This is a genomic window from Rhodoblastus acidophilus, assembly GCF_025961575.1.
Lineage (GTDB): Bacteria > Pseudomonadota > Alphaproteobacteria > Rhizobiales > Beijerinckiaceae > Rhodoblastus > Rhodoblastus acidophilus_C.
Window position 1 is genome coordinate 1 of sequence record NZ_JAOQNX010000036.1, and the last position, 15,134, is coordinate 15,134.

The window sequence follows — 15,134 nt, forward strand, 5'->3', positions numbered from 1 at the left end:
AAGAGGGACCCCGCAAGCACGCTGGTTGTCCCCACACCCAACTCATCAGACAAGCGAAGGGACAGAGATTAAGTCACAGCCTCTGAGGAGCCCGCGCGAGCGGGCGTCTCGAAGGGCGGGGGCGGTCCACGGGTTTTTCAGCAGCCTGCTACACCCCAAACCTCTGCTCCAGCCCGCCAACAAAAACCCCGTTCGCCTTTCTGATGCGCACGGGAATCCCCTTGGCCGCCGGCGTTTTCGATTCCAGGTCGTGTGAGGACAGCGGCAGGAGCGGGTTCAACTCGGGATAATAGCCGGCGACGCAGCCGTCGGGCAGGGCATAGGGCGTGACGATCAAGTCGCCGACCTCCCGCGTCACGCCATCGTCCACATCGCAGACCAGGGTCACGCGCTCGTGCTCTTTCAGCTTGGCCCGGCGCATGTCGGCCGGGCTGATCAGCACGATGTTGCGCGGCCCCTCCAGCCCGCGCAGCCGGTCGACAAAGCCGTAAATGGTGGTGTTGAACTGGTCGTTGGAGCGCAGCGTCACCAGATGGTAGCGCCCCGCCGCATCGCCCAGGCCCAGAGCCGACAGCGTGGTGGGCGCGGTGAACTCCGCCTTGCCGGAGCGCGTCTTGAACACGCGGTCGCGCGCGGCATTGCCCCGGTAAAACCCGCCAGGCTGATACATGCGGCGATTGAAATCCTTGAACTCCTCCGGATAGGTCCGCTCGATGGCGTCGCGAATGGACGCATTGTCGTTCTTCCACGCGTCCCACAAAAGTTTCGGATTGTGCGGCAGCGTCGCTTTGGCGAGACCGCAGACGATGGTGGTCTCGGGCAGAAGGGTCGGGCTCGCCGGCCGCCGCGTTCCCAGGGACGCGATGACATGACTAAACGTGTCCTCGATCGACACCACCTGCGGCTTCGAGATCGTCCTGGTCTGCTCTTCCCGCACCAGGCAGGGCAGCAGGAACGAGGTCTTGCCGTGGACGGTGTGGCTGTGGTTGAGTTTTGTCGCGATGAACACGGTGAGGTCGAGTTTTTCGAACGCCGGCTCGACCAGCGCATGATCGGGCGCGGCGCGGACAAAATTCCCGCCCAGGCTGATGAACGCCTTCAAATCCCCCCGGATCGCCGCCTCGCAGGCTTCGACGGTGTTCAAACCCTTTTCGCGCGGCGGGCAGAAATCGTAGAGTTCGGCGAGCCGGTCGAGCGGGACCAGTTCCGGCTTTTCGGCAATGCCGACGGTGCGCTGGCCCTGCACGTTGGAATGGCCGCGTACCGGCGAAATTCCTGCGCCGGGGCGGCCGATATTGCCGCGCAGCAGCAGCAGGTTCACCAGCATGCCGACGCTCTGCGAGCCATGGACATGCTGGGTCAGTCCCATGCCATAAATCCCCATCACCGCGCGGGCCTCGGCATAAACCTTTGCCGCTTTGGCCAGGTTTTCGCGCGACAGTCCGGAGACGCGCTCGATTTCCGCCCAATCCGTCGCCCGCGCCTTGTCCAGAAATTCCTCAAAACCATGGGTGTGCTGCGCGATGAAACGCACGTCGAGCACCGGCGGTTTTCCCTGCGCGATGGCCGCGTCATGCGCGGCGATCACATGTTTGCAGACGCCGAGGAGCGCGGCGATGTCGCCGCCGGGCCGCACTTGAAAATAAAGACAGGACAGATCGGTTGGCCGGTCCGTCAGCATCTGGACGGGGTCCTGCGGATTGACGAATTTGAGCAGCCCCTGTTCGCGCAATGGATTGAACGTCACGATCTTGCAGCCGCGCCGCACCGCATCCTGGAGCGGATGCAACATGCGCGGGCTGTTCCCGCCCGGATTTTGGCCGAAGTAGAAAATCGCGTCGCAACAGTCGAGATCGGAATAGACGCAGGTTCCGACGGGCACGCCAATGCTCTTCTTCAGCGCCACCGAGGTGGTCTCGTGGCACATATTGGAGCTGTCGGGCAGGTTGTTGTGGCCATAGGCCCGCGCGAACAAGGCGTAGAGATAGGAGGCTTCCAGGCTCGCCTTGCCCGAGGCGTAGAACACCGTGGATTTTGGCTCGAGCGCCTTGAGTTGCGCGCCGATCTCGGCGAAGGCGCGGTTCCACGAGCAGGGCAAATAGCGGTCGCTGGCGGGATCGTAGCGCAAGGGCGCGGTGAGCCGGCCCTGCATTTCCAGATTGAAATCCGGCCAGCGCCGCAGTTCGGAGACGGTGTGGCGGGCGAAAAATTCGGGCGTGCAGCGGTCGCTGGTCAGGTCCCAAAGCGTCGCTTTGGCGCCGTTCTCGCAAAACTCGAAAAAATGCGGCTTGGCCGGCTTGCCCCAGGCGCAGGAGGTGCACATGTGGCCGCCCTGCTTGTTCTGGTTCATCAGCGTCTGCAGCGCGGGGACGACGGGCGGGCGTTCGCGCCGCCGGATCGAATTGATGCCGCGCAGCGACCCCCAGCCGCCGGTCGGCTCGTCCGGCCTGACCGGAAAAACGTCATCCTGTGTTTTCTTGTGATCGCGGGAAGGGGGCTGAGACATTTTGAACCGCATGGAGGGATTTGCAGCCCAACGTGCGGTCGCGCGGGCGGTTCCCCGCTCCCGGCGTTAGCTGAAAATTAGCTGTTCTTCTATCTGGCGTCCGCTCTTTACTTGGCGGCAAGGCGCGGCCCGGACAATTCGGAGAATTTCTCAAAAGGATTTTCCGCCATGGCCAATGCAATGCTTTCGAATGAAGTCGCCGCGTTGCGCCGCGACATTTTCGGCAAGGGCGCCGTCACCCCTGAGGATTTTTTGCGGGCGCTCACGCTTCACGGCGCCGGCCCCGAATACGCCGATCTGCTTGCCGACATCGCCATCGAACTGATCGTCGAGCAGGTGGAGCCCGCGCGCTATGTCAGCGCCAAGGACGCGGCTTGGCTGATCGGCGCGATCCATTCGCATCCGCTGCCCTATGACGTCGAAATCCGCCTGCTGACGCGCACGATCGCGCGCGCGCTCAGCCTCCCGGACTCGCTGCCGCGATTCCTGCTCGCCGAGATCGAGGAGGCGATTGTGTTGGGGCGTCGCGACCATCCCGCGGGAAACATCGACGCGCGGGATGTCGAGGCGCTGCGCTGCGCGGTCTATGCGCCGGATGAAGACGCCGCGCTTCACGTCACCCGCACCGAGGCCGAAGCTTTGTTCCGCATCGCCCATGCGGGCGCGCCGGGCTCCGTCGATCCCGCTTTCGACCGCCTGTTCGCCCAGGCCGTCGGCAATCACCTGATGGGCGTCGCCCACAAGATTTTTTCACGCGAGGAGCGGCAGCAGCTGGACGATTTTGAGAACAGCCCGCCGCCGAGCATGGGGCAATTTCTGACCGGCATGTTTTCGGGCGTCAGCCTGCCGACGCGCGACGACCTCAAAGATGTGGGCGAACGCGCCGACGAGCGCCTGCGCGCGCGCAACATCGCGGTATCCGTCGAACGGGCCGCCGCCGAGCGCGTCGATGCCGAGGAGACGCGCTGGCTGCTGGCGCTTCTGTCGCCGGAGCTGACCTCCGCCGAGCGCGCGCTGCTCGCCTTCCTCAAGCAGGAAATGGCGGGCGCGCCGCCGCCCTCGCTCAAAACCCTGTTCGCCCTGGCGGGGGTCTGACGGCGTGCTGGAAAAAGCCGTGGACCGCCCCCGCCCTTCGAGACGCCCGCCAAGGCGGGCTCCTCAGGGTGAGGGCTACTCTATGATATATATCGAGAAATCCCTCATGGTGAGGAGGCTGCGAAGCAGCCGTCTCGAACCATGGCCATCGCAACGGGACGTTTTCAGTCGCCTGCCAAGGTTTTTTCACACGTAATGGCCGTGGCGTTGCAAAACCTCGATCTTGTAGCCGTCGGGGTCCTGCACGAAGAAGAACCGCGCGATCAGATTGCCGTCTGGCGCGAATTCCTTGATGTCGAGCGGGTTGAGGCCGGCGGCCTTGAACCGGGCGTGCTCGGCGGCGAGATCGTCCACGACCACGGCGATATGGCCGTAGCCGTCGCCATGCGTATAGGGCTCGGCGCGGTCCTTGTTGACCGTCAGCTCCAGCTCGAAATCGCTTTCGGCATTGCGCAGGTAGATCAGGGTGAAGCTGGGGAAATCGAGCCGATAGGACGGCTTCAGCCCGAACGCCTTGTCATAAAAGTCCAAAGACCGCTGTTCCTCGAGAACGCGGATCATGGCGTGGATCGCCTTGGCCATGCAAAACTCCTCGCGTCGCGAAGCGCGACGCGAGGAGTATAGCGCCGCTCCCCGCAGAAAACCGAGCTTCAGAACTTGTAGGTGGCCGACAGGATTCCGGAGGTCTGCGCGAGGCGATTCTTCACCGCGACTTCATGCGCGCCCTGAAGCGTGAACGAGACGAGATGGTCGTTGATCATCGTCATATAGCCAAAGGTCGGGCCCATGGCGACGGCGCTCGCCTCGAACGAACCGAGCCGCGCGCCCGCGCCGGTGTCAGGCGTGACCTGCTGGTATTGATAGGAATAGACGCCGGCGCGGAACCCATTGCCGAAATGTTTTGAAATGCTTTCCTCGAAATGCAGCGCGTCGCCGGAATGATAGGCGGTCTGGGCATTATAGCCTTCGATGGTGAAACCCGCCGTCCCCGAGACTTCGATCCCATTGGTCGGCTCGATATAGGTCGCTCCCCAGGAGAAATTGCTGCCCGGCCGGTTCATGCCGACGATCGGGAAGAAGCCGGGTTCGTAGCGGCCGGTGGGCAGCCATTGGGAAAAGCTGATCTTGTGCGAGAAGGTCGGCGAGAGCTGCCAGCCCAGCGCGACGCCGAGAATCGTGTCCGCCGCGCCCCAGCCCTGCGTCGATCTCTGGATCGGACCGAGCGCCGCGGTCACCGTCGATTCGCTGAAGCCGGAGGTCAGCGACAGCGCCAGATGTCCGCCGAGCACGTCCTGCGGCAGCACGCCCAAAATATTGCCGACGAAAGTGGGCGCGATATTGGCCTGGGCCGAGAGCGTGGCGCCGAACGGGGTCGAGATCGACTTGTCCAGGTGCAGCGCATTGACCGCGGTGGTGAAATAGAAGCCGGCCGGCGGCAATTGCCCTGCGCCGACCGCGCCGCTGCCGAGGCTGTACAATCCCACCGTATATTCCACGGCGCCGGCCGGTTGCGCCGCGCAAAGGACGGCGGCGCTGAGCAGAAGGGGTCGCAGAAGGCGCATGAGGGTCTCCGAAAGCTGGCCCGGCGCCAGACATTAACGCCAGGATAACATTCGGAGATTCCAAGGCACAGCTTGCCTTGGCTTGGCTTGATGAAAAGCAGGTCCAAGTTGCTATTTCGTCACATTTGGCTTTGCTTGTTGAAAGTCTTGTGACTTTTCAGCTGGGTCGGGCGGGAGGCGCCGTCACCCGCCGGCGCCGGGAACCAGCACCTCCCGATCCGCCGGCCATTTCATCCGATAGGCGAGCCGCAGCTCCTTGCTTTCGCCCGGCGCCAGCGACAGGCGCCAGTTGAGCAGGCCGCGCTTGCCCTCCGGGTCCTTTTCCGCGCCCGGCGTCGTCTGCGACGCCAAAAGTTCGACGGTGATGGCGTTGTTTTCCGAATAGGGGGTTTGATCCACCACCAGCAGGTCGACGGGGAAATCGTGCAGGTTTTTCAGCACAGTCTTGAATTCGCGGGTCTCCGTCTTGGTCTGGCCGTACCAGGTCGGCTCATTTTCCTTGCGCTTGATCGGCGCGCGGGTGACGGTCACGCGTTCGTCCGGGCCAAAGCCCAGATCCGCGCCCTCCTGCGCCGCGATCAGTTTCAGCGAGGCTTGGCCGATCATCGCGCCGTCGCGGTAAAGGGTGACGGGGCCGGGCAGCAGCGGCGCCTCCTCGCCATTGACGAAATGGGCGGAGAGGAAGGCGCGCGGATCGAGCGCCGGCGCGGTCTTCCAGCTCAGGTCTACGGCGGGCGTCTGCGCCGACAGCGCGACCAGTTTCGTCGTCCCGTCGGAGGCGAGGCTCACTTTTCCCGGGGCGCGGAAAAAGGCCTGAATGCCGTTGGAGTCGATCTGCGCCATTTGCGGCCGCGCGGCTTTTTTCAGCCGCGCGCCATCGGCCTCCTCCAGCATCGGCGGCGCCGCGGCCGGGGCCGGCGCGGACCGCATCACCGCGCCCATCGGCGCGACCTCGAAAAATTCGATGCGCTGCGGCTGCGGCTCCGGCGCGGCGGCGCGGGAGGCGGCGGGGAAGGCGGCGAGCGTCAGGCTCACCGCGCTCCAATCCTCGCCGGTGCGCTGGCTGATCGAGGCGCGGCGCAGAAATTCGAGTTTGGCGGTTTTCTTGTCCGTGGTCAGGCGCGCCTCATAGGCCGGCGTCCAGCGCGCCCCATGCAGCCGATAGGTCAGGCTCAGCCGATATTTGCCCGCCGCGGGCGCCTCCACATCAATGGCGACATCCTGCGCGGCGCCCCGCGGGGCGGGCGCCGGCCGCGTCGCCTCCAGCGCCTTGATCCGTGTGTCGACCTCCGCGACGACGGCGCGCGCCTGCCGCAATTCGTCTCCCGTCTTGGTCAGCGCATTGCCGACCAGATCGAAGGCCGCGCTCCAGTCCTGCGCGGTGACCGCCTTCTCCTCGCCGGGTTGCGGGCCTTTGCGGGAAAACTCCTGGATCATCGCCAGTTTGGCGGCGAGCGCGTCCACTTTGATTTGCGCGGCCTCGCGTTCGTCCTGCAATCCTTTCAGCTTGGTTTCAAACCCGCCGTCGGGTTTGGGCGCCGGCGTGCGGCGCACGTCCACCGCGCCCAGCGTCAGCGCGCCGTCCCCCTCGCCGGAAATTTGCAGCGTCGCGGCGTCGAGCGCCGCGGGCAGATCGCGCAGCACCACCCGGCTCGCCCCGGCCGGCAACACAATTTCGGCGCTGCGGGTCGCTTGCGCCGCGTCGGGATAGAGGGTGACGGATTCGATCCGCGAGGAGGCCTCGATGTCGGCCGCCAGCGCGGGGCAGGCGAGGCACAGGGCTGCAAGGGAGAGCGCGGAAAGGGAGAGGAAAAGGCGCATAAGACATTCACTCCGCAAAATTCCCCGGGATCAGACAGTCCGATTGCGCGTTTTTTTCGACGCAAGACCGTGCTTGCCCCGGCAAATCTGGACTTTTGGCCGGCTTGCGCCACAGTCGCGCCATGACAGCCTGGATTCGCGCCCGCGCCGCGCTCAATGGAAGCGCAGTGACCCTGCTTGTGCTGACCGCCGCCATGTGGGGCGCGAATGGCGTGATCAGTCGCGCCGCGGTGGGCCAGATTCCGCCGCTGACCCTGGTCACCTTGCGCTGGCTGGTGGTATGCGCCGTGCTGCTGCCCTTCGTCTGGAAAGATTTTCGCAAAGCCGCGCCCATGTTGCGGGCGCGCAAAACCTATCTCGCGCTGATGGCGCTCTCCGGCTACACCGGCTTCAACGTGCTGTTTTATCTGGCGGGCGCGCGCACCAGCGCCGTCAATATCGTCCTGCTGCAAGGGGTGATTCCGGCGGCGGTGCTGGCGCTGGGCGCGCTGTTCAAGGGCCTGCCGGCGCGTCCGTTGCAAATCGCCGGCATGTTGCTGTCGTTCAGCGGCGCCGGGCTGATCGCCACGCGCGGCGATTTTTTCGCCATCGGCCAGATTTCCCTGAACGCCGGCGACGCCATGATGCTGGTCGCCTGCCTGCTCTATGCGCTCTACACATTGGCGCTGCGCGATCGCCCGCCGCTTGCGCCCCTCGTCTTCTTCTCCGGCATGGCGCTCGCCGCCTTCGTCGAATCGCTGCCGTTCCTGGCTTACGAGATCGCCTCCGGCGGCTTTTTCTGGCCGACGACAAGGGGGTGGCTGTTCGTCCTGTTCGTCGCGCTGTTTCCCTCGCTGATCTCGCAGATTTTCTTCATGCGCGCGGTGGAGCTGATCGGGCCGGGACGGGCGGGAATCTTCACCAATCTGACGCCTTTGTTCGGCGCCGTCTTTGCGATAGCTTTGCTGTCGGAGCCATTTCACCTCTACCACGCCGGCGCCATGATTTTGGGCTTGTCTGGCATAGCCTTGGCCGAATGGGGTGGCCGCAACTGAGATTTGACATGGACCGACGCGGATTTCTGACTTTCGTGGCCGCGTTGGCGGCGACCCCGGCCTTTGCCGACGATTTTTCCGCCTTCGTCGCCACCCTGCGCGGTCCCGCCAATGCGGCGGGCGTCCCCGACGCCCTGTTCGATTCGGTCGCGGGCGGTCTGAGCCAGGACCCGTCGCTCGCCGGCAAGCGCGCGGGGCAGGGCGAGTTCACCCGGCCGCTCAAAACCTATGTCGACGACGCCGCCTCGCCGGCGCGGGTCAAGATCGGCCGCGACAGCGCGGCCAAATACGGGCTTGCCGTGGCCTCGGCCTCGCGCGCCACCGAAGTTCCCGTCGAAATGATCGTGGCGCTCTGGGGCATGGAGAGCGATTTCGGCCGCTCCCATGGCGACCGCGACATTTTTCGCACGCTGGCGACGCTCGCCTTCCTGCATCCGGACAATCCGGTTTACGCGCAGGAATTCGTCGCCGGCCTGGTGCTGCTGCAAAAGGGTCTTCCGCGCGAAAAGCTCAAGGGGTCCTGGGCCGGCGCGATGGGCGACCCGCAATTCATGCCCTCGGCCTATCTCAAATATGCGAAAAGCGCCTCCGGCGGCATGCCGGACATTTGGAGCGCCCCGGACGCGCTGCTCTCGATCGGCAATTTTCTGCATGAAAGCGGCTGGGTCCAGGGCCTCGCGCCGCTGATCGAGACTCGCGCGCCGGAAAATTTCGACTATGCGGCCCTAAAACAGGATTTTTCCGCCTGGCGGGCGGCGGGGTTCAAGACGCTCGAGGGCTATCCGCTGCCGCGCCAGGGCGTGGCCATGCTGTTCTTTCCCGCCGGCGCGAGCGGCCCGGCCTTCCTGCTCAGCGAGAATTTCTTCGTGCTGAAGGCCTATAATTTCTCGGATTCCTACGCCTTCGCCGCCTCCGTGCTCGCGGAGCGCCTGGCCGGCCGCACGGCCCTGCGCCAGCCCTGGCCCGTGGAGGCGCAACCGCTGACCCAGGCCGAGCGCGAAGCCATCCAGCGCGGCCTTGTCGCCAGGGGCCTCTATGATGGCAAGATCGACGGGCGATTCGGTCCGATCACCCGGCTCGCCATCCACGCCTTTCAGCGCGGCTCCGGCGTCGCCAGGGCCGATGGCTATCCCTCACGCGCGGTGCTTGAGCTTTTGCGCGCCAATCCATAGCGCGCCTTCCCATGGAGAAATGAATGAACAAACTGCTTTTCGCGGCTGTCGCCGTGCTGCTGGCGTCCCCCGCGCTCGCCCAGGTGGCCTCGGGCACGCCCTACGAGCAGGCGCGCGCGGCGCTGCTCGCCCAGGGCTGGAAGCCCGACGTGACCTATGGCGCGCGCACCGGCAAGGGCCAGCCGCTGTATCACTTCCCGGAAATCTGGTGCGGCCCGCAGGTCTGCCGCGCCAAATGGCGCGACGCCTCCGGCGCGCCCCAGGCGATCATGCTCAACCGCGGCTTCAACAAGGACCATACGGTTCAGTAAGCACACGCTCAGGTTGAACTTTGCAAGGGAGCAAATGATGCAACGCAGCAATGCGGGTTGACATTTTGTGCGCCGCAACATAAATTCGCACCTGTAGCGCGGGCCTCGCCTGTGCTGCATGCCCTCCTTGGGCGTTTCCTCCCTAGACTTGGGCCGCTGTTCGCAGCGGCCTTTTTTTTGCTCGCGTCACAGCTCGGCGAGGCTCGACAGCACCCGGTCCGGGGCGAGGTCGGCATATTCGTCGGGCGCGCCCGACCGATTGATCCAATTGGTGGAAAAGCCGAATTTCTTCGCCCCGGCGATGTCCCAGCGGTTGGAGGACTGGAAGGCGACCTCTTGCGGCGCCACCCGGTAGCGGCGCAAGACCAGCTCGTAGGCTTGCGGCGCGGTTTTGTAGAGCCGCAGCGGATCGACCGAAAGGGATTCGTCCAGCCAGGCGCCCAGGCCCGCCGCCGCCACGGCGCGCGCCAGCGCCGGCGGCGTGCCGTTGGAGAGGATCACGCAGGCGCCTCCCGAAGCGCGCAGCCGCTCCAAAGCCGGCGCCGCGTCGGCAAAGGCCGAGAGGTCCTTGTAGGCCTCCAGCAGTTTGGCCCGCGCCTCCGCCGAAATCCCGCCGCAGCGCGCCGCAGCGAAGTCGAGCGCCTGCGCGGTGAGCGTGTCGAAATCCTGGTAGGCGCCCATCAGCGATCGCGTCCACGTATATTCGAGCTGCTTGGTCCGCCAGATCTCGGAGAGATTTTCGGCGCGGGGCTCCAGCAGCGACCGGCAGCGCGCGACGGCGGAATGCACGTCGAACAAAGTGCCATAGGCATCGAACACGTAAACCGCGGCCATCGCGCCCTCCCAAAATTCCTCCGTGAGGAGCTGGCGGCATTGCGGCTTTTCTATGGCTTTGGCGCAACAACGCCCAAGCATTTGATCCCACGAAAATTTCGACGGGCAACCTCCGCCCAAGCTCTTGCTGGCTCCCGCGAATTCGATTAACTACAACTAGAAATTGAGGCGCGCCCCAATAGAATCACGCGATGTGACAGAGGACGAGCGCGCCCGTTTGGAATCCATCATTCGACAACTGGCGCCAGGAAAGCTCAACGCAGCTTTGTGGGGGGGAAATGCTTGACATCGTGACAGTCATCGCCAATCCGTTGCTATGGAAAAGCCGCGTCTCGACGGCGCGCAAGGCGATCGGCTCCTGGTTGGAAGAGCCCGAGGTCCGGGTCACCCTGGTCGAATGCGCCTATGGCGACCGTCCCTACGAGCTCGAGGCCTTCGCGGATTACCCGCGCATCACCTATGTGCCGGTGCGGGCCAAAACCCTGGTGTGGAACAAGGAAAACCTGATGAACATCGGGTTTGCGCGCTCCCCCGCCGACGCCAAATATTTCGGCTCCTTCGACGCCGATATCGTCTTCCGCCGGCCCGGCTGGGCCAAGGAGGTGATCAACGCTTTGCACCTCTATCCGGTGATCCAGCCCTGGGAAATCTGTTACGATCTCGGACCGAACGACGAGCTGATCGGCGTGCACAGAAGTTTCGCCTCTCTGCTGCATGCGGGCCAGCCGGTCGCGCCCAATGGCGCGAAAATGTGGAAGTCGGACGGCGGCCCCTATGACTATCCGCACAGCGGCTACGCCTGGGCCTACACCCGCGAAATCCTGGATAAGCTCGGCGGCCTGTTCGAGGTCGGCGGCATGGGCTCGGGCGACCATCACATGGCGCTGGCTTTGGCCGGGTTCGGGGACAATTCCGTGCACAGCAAGGCGAACGGCAATTACCTCCAGGCGGTCCGGCGCTGGGAGGCGCGGGCCCGCGAATATGTGAAGGGCAAGGTGGGCGCGCTGCCCTTTGCCGTCGAGCACATTTTTCACGGCTCCAAGGTGCGGCGCAATTATGTGGGGCGCTGGGACATGTTCGTGCAGCACCAGTTCGACCCGGTCAACGACCTGATCCGCAACAGTTTTGGGGTGCTGGAATTTTCCGGCGACAAGCCGGATCTGGAGCGCGCCTTCGACCGCTACCTGCGTTCGCGTAACGAGGACGCCAATTGCGTGTGATGTTCGGGGCCGTTCCCATGGCCATGGTTCGAGACGGGCGCTGACGCGCCCTCCTCACCATGAGGGCTTTTACTATAAAAGTAGCCCTCATCTACTATAAAAGTAGCCCTCATCCTGAGGAGGCCCCGTCAGGGGCCGTCTCGAAGGGCGAGGGCGGTCCGCGAATGTCTCAGTGGCCTACCGCAAAACCGTCGGCTTCACCCACCATTCCGGATGCGCGGCGGAGATCGCCTTGGCCGCCGCGCCGGCCTGCCGGCAGGTCTCGAACAAGGCGAAACAGGTGGCCCCGGACCCCGACATGCGCGCCAGACGGCAGCCGCGCGCGCCCGAAAGGGTTGACAGCACATGGCCGACGATGGGCGCGATCACGCAGGCCGCGTCCTCCATGTCGTTGCGCCCTTTTTTCAGCACGCGCACAAAACTTTCGAAATCCATGCCGTCGGTCACAGCGGGATGCGGCCCGTACCCCGTGCCCTGACCCGGCTTCAGCCCGAGTTTTTGGAACACCGCCTTGGTTTCCACGGGCACGCGCGGATTGACCAGCACGGCGGGCAGCGCCGGCAGCTTTAACGTCGGCCCAAGCTTTTCGCCAATGCCGCGCATGAATTTGGCGCGGGGATCGAGGCAGACCGGCACGTCCGCGCCGGTGCGCCGCGCCGCCTCGTAGAGCGCGGGCGCGTGGAGCGCGATGCCGTTTGCCGCCGCGAGCAGGCGCAGCGCGGCTGCGGCGTCCGAAGAGCCCCCGCCAATGCCGGCCGCGACCGGCAGGCGCTTGGTCAAATGGAACGCGCCGGTCGAAACATCGGGCTTTTCCGCCCGGAGCGCGCGCTCGACTCTCGCGACCAAATTGTCGCCGCCGTCGCCCGCCTCGATGGCGGTCGGCCCTGACACTGCGAGCGAGAATTGCGTGTCCGGCTCAAAACTCAGCAAATCGCCGGCGCCGGCGAAAGCGACCAGGCTGGTCAGCTCGTGATAGCCGTCGGCGCGCCGACCCTCGATGTGCAATGTGAGATTGATTTTCGCGGGCGCTCGGGCGGTTCTGGGATTTTTGATCATAGCGCTTTCAGTTCGGGAGCCGGAATGAATTCCGCGTCTCCCTCAATGCCCAAAAAACGTCCGGCAATCCAGTCCTCCCGCGCCTGAACGATGCGCTCGCGGCTGGCGGAGACAAAATTCCACCAGAGGTAGCGCGGCCCGTCCATGGGATCGCCGGCGACCAAAGCGATTCGGGCGGCGGTTTTGGCGCGCACAACAACGTTTTCCCCGGGTTTCAGCACGATCAGGCATTTTTCGGCAAAACCCTTGCCGTCGATTTCGAGCACGCCGGAAATCAGATAGAGCGCGCGCTCCTCGTAATCGGCGCCGATCTCATAGACCGCGCCGGCGTCGAGCGCGATGTCCGCGAGCGCGCAGGGGCCGAAATGATTATGCACCGGGGCGGTGACGCCATCCCAGCGGCCGATCGCAACCCGGCCGCGAAATCCGTCGCCGGCGATGGCCGGTATCTGCCCGGCGTCGAAATGGTCGAACCGCGGCTCACGTTCGGCCTCCGCCTGCGACAGCGCCAGCCAGAACTGCAAGCCCGCCATCCGCCCGCCCGCCGTGCGGAATTTCTGCGGCGAGCGCTCGGAATGGACGATGCCGCGCCCCGCCACCATCAGATTGACGGCGCCGGGGGTGATCTCCTGGTCGTTGCGCAAGGAATCCCGGTGGAACAGCGCGCCGTCGAGCAGATAGGTGAGGGTGGCGAGGCCGATATGCGGGTGCGGGCGCACATCCATGCCTTGCCCGGCGGCGAAATCCGCCGGCCCCATTTCGTCGAAGAACACGAACGGTCCGATCGAACGCCGATTCGGCGCGGGCAGGGCGCGCCGCACGCCGAAGCCGCCGATGTCGCGCAGCGGCGGAATGATCTGGGCTTCGACCGATGCGCTCATATTCTCACTCCACGTCGAGTTTCTCCACCCCCTTGGCCGCGCCGTCGGCGCCTTGCACGATCTTCTCGATTCGCGCCTCGGCGTTCTTGAGCAGGGCGTCGCAATGTTTCTTCAGCTGCTCGCCGCGCTCGTAGAGCGCGATGCTCTTGTCGAGATCGACATTGCCCTTTTCCAGGGCGGTGACGATCTCCTCGAGTTCGCGCATGGCGGCCTCGAATGTCAGGGGTGAATCCTTCGTTTGCATGCGCGCTCCAATTGGACGTGGGGGTGTCCGCGAAACTTTACCACCCCGGCAGACGCCGTCGCAGTACACGAGCTTGTGATTCGAATCGAGGCAAGGGACGCGCTACCTCTTGGATCGCCGAAGCATCATTTCGGGGGCGGACATGAGGCAGTCAGCGTTGTTCACTCGTTTATTCCTGGTCACCGGCGTGTTGGGCGGGCTGGCGACTCTCGCGTATCAGCCGGCCGCGCCGGCGCGGGCCGCCGCGCCGAAGCCCGCCGCCGCGCAAGTCGTGCCCGCCGTCCTGATCGACCGGACGCCGCAGCCGACCGCCAGCGATGTGCGCAACAGCGTGTTCGGCCGCGATCCGCCCGACCATTGCTTCGAGCCGCGCTCGCGCGCCAACGCCCACCAGCGCCTCGCCTGCGGCTGATCAGGGAGCCTCCATGAGCGGACGAAAAGGTTTTGGCAGCGCTCCCAATTGGTTGAGCCGGTCGAACAGAGCCAATCCCGCGGGTTCGTTGCCGTTGGGATGGACGAGGATGACCCCGCCCGGGCTTGGCGCCTTGCCCGTAAGGGCCAGCCAGGAATCGGCGCCGAGGGGGATCAAATGGGCCTCGCGCAGCCGCGACGCCCAGGCCGTGTCGGAGATGAGTCCGGGATAGCGGAAGAACACGCTGGGCGTCTCGCCATTGGCGATGAGCAAGCGTTCGACATCGGCGATCTCGTCCTCCGGGTCGAGCCCGGGAGTCAGCAGGAAATTCTCCCCGTAAGGCAGACTCGGCCGAAACGGGTGGGTGAAGGAGTGATTGACCCACAGGATGTTCAGGCGGCCTTCCGCCTTCTCGCGCCGCAGCCAGGTGAAATCTTCGTGATGATGTCTGACCCATGCGCCGGTGACCGAAAGGGACACGGGCGCATGTTTTTGCGTCTCGAGTTTTTGCAAAAACGCCCGGTCGAGCGGTTTTCGTGACGGGCAGAGGTCGCCGGTGACGAATGCGCCTTTGTCCCCGCCATGGGTGAGGCCGGCGTTTTCAAGATAATTGGCGTTTTTGGGAAGTTTTTTCCCCTTGCTGGCCGCAAAAGCTTCCACCGCCTTGAGATAGCGCGTGTCCTTCGCCTCCGGCCCGGCTTCGCGGCAGGTCCAGCAGGCCGCGCGCTCCAGCCGGGTCTGCAGGCTCTCGGGGTCGACCATCAGCAACAGCTCTTCGCCATCGACCACCATGGCGCGAATCGCCAGCGCGCTTGTCTTGCTGGCGTCACGCGTGCAGCTTTCCAGCATTTTCAGTCGGTAGTCGGTGACGCGCTCGAGCGGCTTCACCTCGCCGAGCGGCGCGGCAATGTCGACGGGCGCGGCGCAATCCACGCCGGCGCGTGCGCCAGAGCAGGAAAACGCCGCTATTGCCAGGGCGGTCAAAA

General features: G+C 64.9%; 15 protein-coding genes. 6 read left to right on the plus strand and 9 right to left on the minus strand.

Annotated features, from left to right (window positions below; genetic code table 11):
• Nucleotides 1–148 precede the first annotated feature (148 nt).
• Complete coding sequence (locus M2320_RS19975; protein WP_264598790.1) at nt 149–2,506, minus strand: FdhF/YdeP family oxidoreductase; 2,358 nt, start codon at nt 2,504–2,506, stop codon at nt 149–151.
• Between the two features lie 168 nt (nt 2,507–2,674).
• Between M2320_RS19975 and M2320_RS19980 the strand changes: the two genes are divergently transcribed.
• On the plus strand, nt 2,675–3,601 hold the full coding sequence (locus M2320_RS19980) for a hypothetical protein (protein WP_264598791.1): 927 nt from the start codon (nt 2,675–2,677) through the stop codon (nt 3,599–3,601).
• 186 nt (nt 3,602–3,787) lie between these two features.
• Here M2320_RS19980 and M2320_RS19985 read toward each other — a convergent pair whose 3' ends face one another.
• The 3 genes from M2320_RS19985 to M2320_RS19995 form a co-directional block, all read right to left on the minus strand.
• Nucleotides 3,788–4,183 carry a VOC family protein gene (locus M2320_RS19985; RefSeq protein ID WP_264598792.1) on the minus strand — a complete coding sequence of 132 codons (396 nt, stop codon included), beginning with the start codon at nt 4,181–4,183 and terminating at the stop codon, nt 3,788–3,790.
• Between the two features lie 68 nt (nt 4,184–4,251).
• Nucleotides 4,252–5,163 (minus strand): SphA family protein, encoded by a 912-nt coding sequence (locus M2320_RS19990; RefSeq protein ID WP_264598793.1) that lies wholly within the window; start codon nt 5,161–5,163, stop codon nt 4,252–4,254.
• Between the two features lie 183 nt (nt 5,164–5,346).
• On the minus strand, nt 5,347–6,984 hold the full coding sequence (locus M2320_RS19995; RefSeq protein ID WP_264598794.1) for a mucoidy inhibitor MuiA family protein: 1,638 nt from the start codon (nt 6,982–6,984) through the stop codon (nt 5,347–5,349).
• Between the two features lie 167 nt (nt 6,985–7,151).
• On the opposite strand from M2320_RS19995, the gene M2320_RS20000 reads away from it, so the two are divergent.
• Genes M2320_RS20000 through M2320_RS20010 form a run of 3 tightly spaced genes read left to right on the plus strand, consistent with a single transcriptional unit; the run spans nt 7,152 to nt 9,501 of the window.
• Nucleotides 7,152–8,018, plus strand: coding sequence for a DMT family transporter (locus M2320_RS20000; protein ID WP_264598795.1), 867 nt, complete (start codon nt 7,152–7,154; stop codon nt 8,016–8,018).
• Nucleotides 8,019–8,026: 8 nt separating this feature from the next.
• Nucleotides 8,027–9,190: a lytic murein transglycosylase gene (locus tag M2320_RS20005; RefSeq protein ID WP_264598796.1), complete on the plus strand. Its 1,164-nt coding sequence runs from the start codon at nt 8,027–8,029 to the stop codon at nt 9,188–9,190.
• A 23-nt stretch (nt 9,191–9,213) separates the two neighbouring features.
• Nucleotides 9,214–9,501: a hypothetical protein gene (locus M2320_RS20010; protein ID WP_184429382.1), complete on the plus strand. Its 288-nt coding sequence runs from the start codon at nt 9,214–9,216 to the stop codon at nt 9,499–9,501.
• 186 nt (nt 9,502–9,687) lie between these two features.
• On the opposite strand, the gene M2320_RS20015 is transcribed toward M2320_RS20010, so the two are convergent.
• Nucleotides 9,688–10,335, minus strand: a complete 648-nt coding sequence (locus tag M2320_RS20015) for a haloacid dehalogenase type II (RefSeq protein ID WP_264598797.1) — start codon at nt 10,333–10,335, stop codon at nt 9,688–9,690.
• A 278-nt stretch (nt 10,336–10,613) separates the two neighbouring features.
• On the opposite strand from M2320_RS20015, the gene M2320_RS20020 reads away from it, so the two are divergent.
• Nucleotides 10,614–11,555, plus strand: coding sequence for a hypothetical protein (locus M2320_RS20020; protein WP_264598798.1), 942 nt, complete (start codon nt 10,614–10,616; stop codon nt 11,553–11,555).
• 177 nt (nt 11,556–11,732) lie between these two features.
• On the opposite strand, the gene M2320_RS20025 is transcribed toward M2320_RS20020, so the two are convergent.
• Genes M2320_RS20025 through M2320_RS20035 form a run of 3 tightly spaced genes read right to left on the minus strand, consistent with a single transcriptional unit; the run spans nt 11,733 to nt 13,736 of the window.
• Nucleotides 11,733–12,611, minus strand: coding sequence for a 4-(cytidine 5'-diphospho)-2-C-methyl-D-erythritol kinase (locus tag M2320_RS20025; RefSeq protein WP_264598799.1), 879 nt, complete (start codon nt 12,609–12,611; stop codon nt 11,733–11,735).
• Complete coding sequence (locus M2320_RS20030; protein WP_264598800.1) at nt 12,608–13,492, minus strand: pirin family protein; 885 nt, start codon at nt 13,490–13,492, stop codon at nt 12,608–12,610. The genes M2320_RS20025 and M2320_RS20030 overlap by 4 nt, the downstream gene beginning before the upstream one ends.
• 4 nt (nt 13,493–13,496) lie before the next feature.
• Nucleotides 13,497–13,736 (minus strand): exodeoxyribonuclease VII small subunit, encoded by a 240-nt coding sequence (locus M2320_RS20035; protein ID WP_184429377.1) that lies wholly within the window; start codon nt 13,734–13,736, stop codon nt 13,497–13,499.
• A 157-nt stretch (nt 13,737–13,893) separates the two neighbouring features.
• Between M2320_RS20035 and M2320_RS20040 the strand changes: the two genes are divergently transcribed.
• A complete protein-coding gene (locus M2320_RS20040) occupies nt 13,894–14,148 on the plus strand; it encodes a hypothetical protein (protein ID WP_184429376.1) in 255 nt (84 codons plus the stop codon).
• Here M2320_RS20040 and M2320_RS20045 read toward each other — a convergent pair whose 3' ends face one another.
• Entirely contained in the window at nt 14,149–15,132 is a 984-nt protein-coding gene (locus M2320_RS20045; RefSeq protein WP_264598801.1) for a polysaccharide deacetylase, read from the minus strand.
• Nucleotides 15,133–15,134 lie beyond the last annotated feature (2 nt).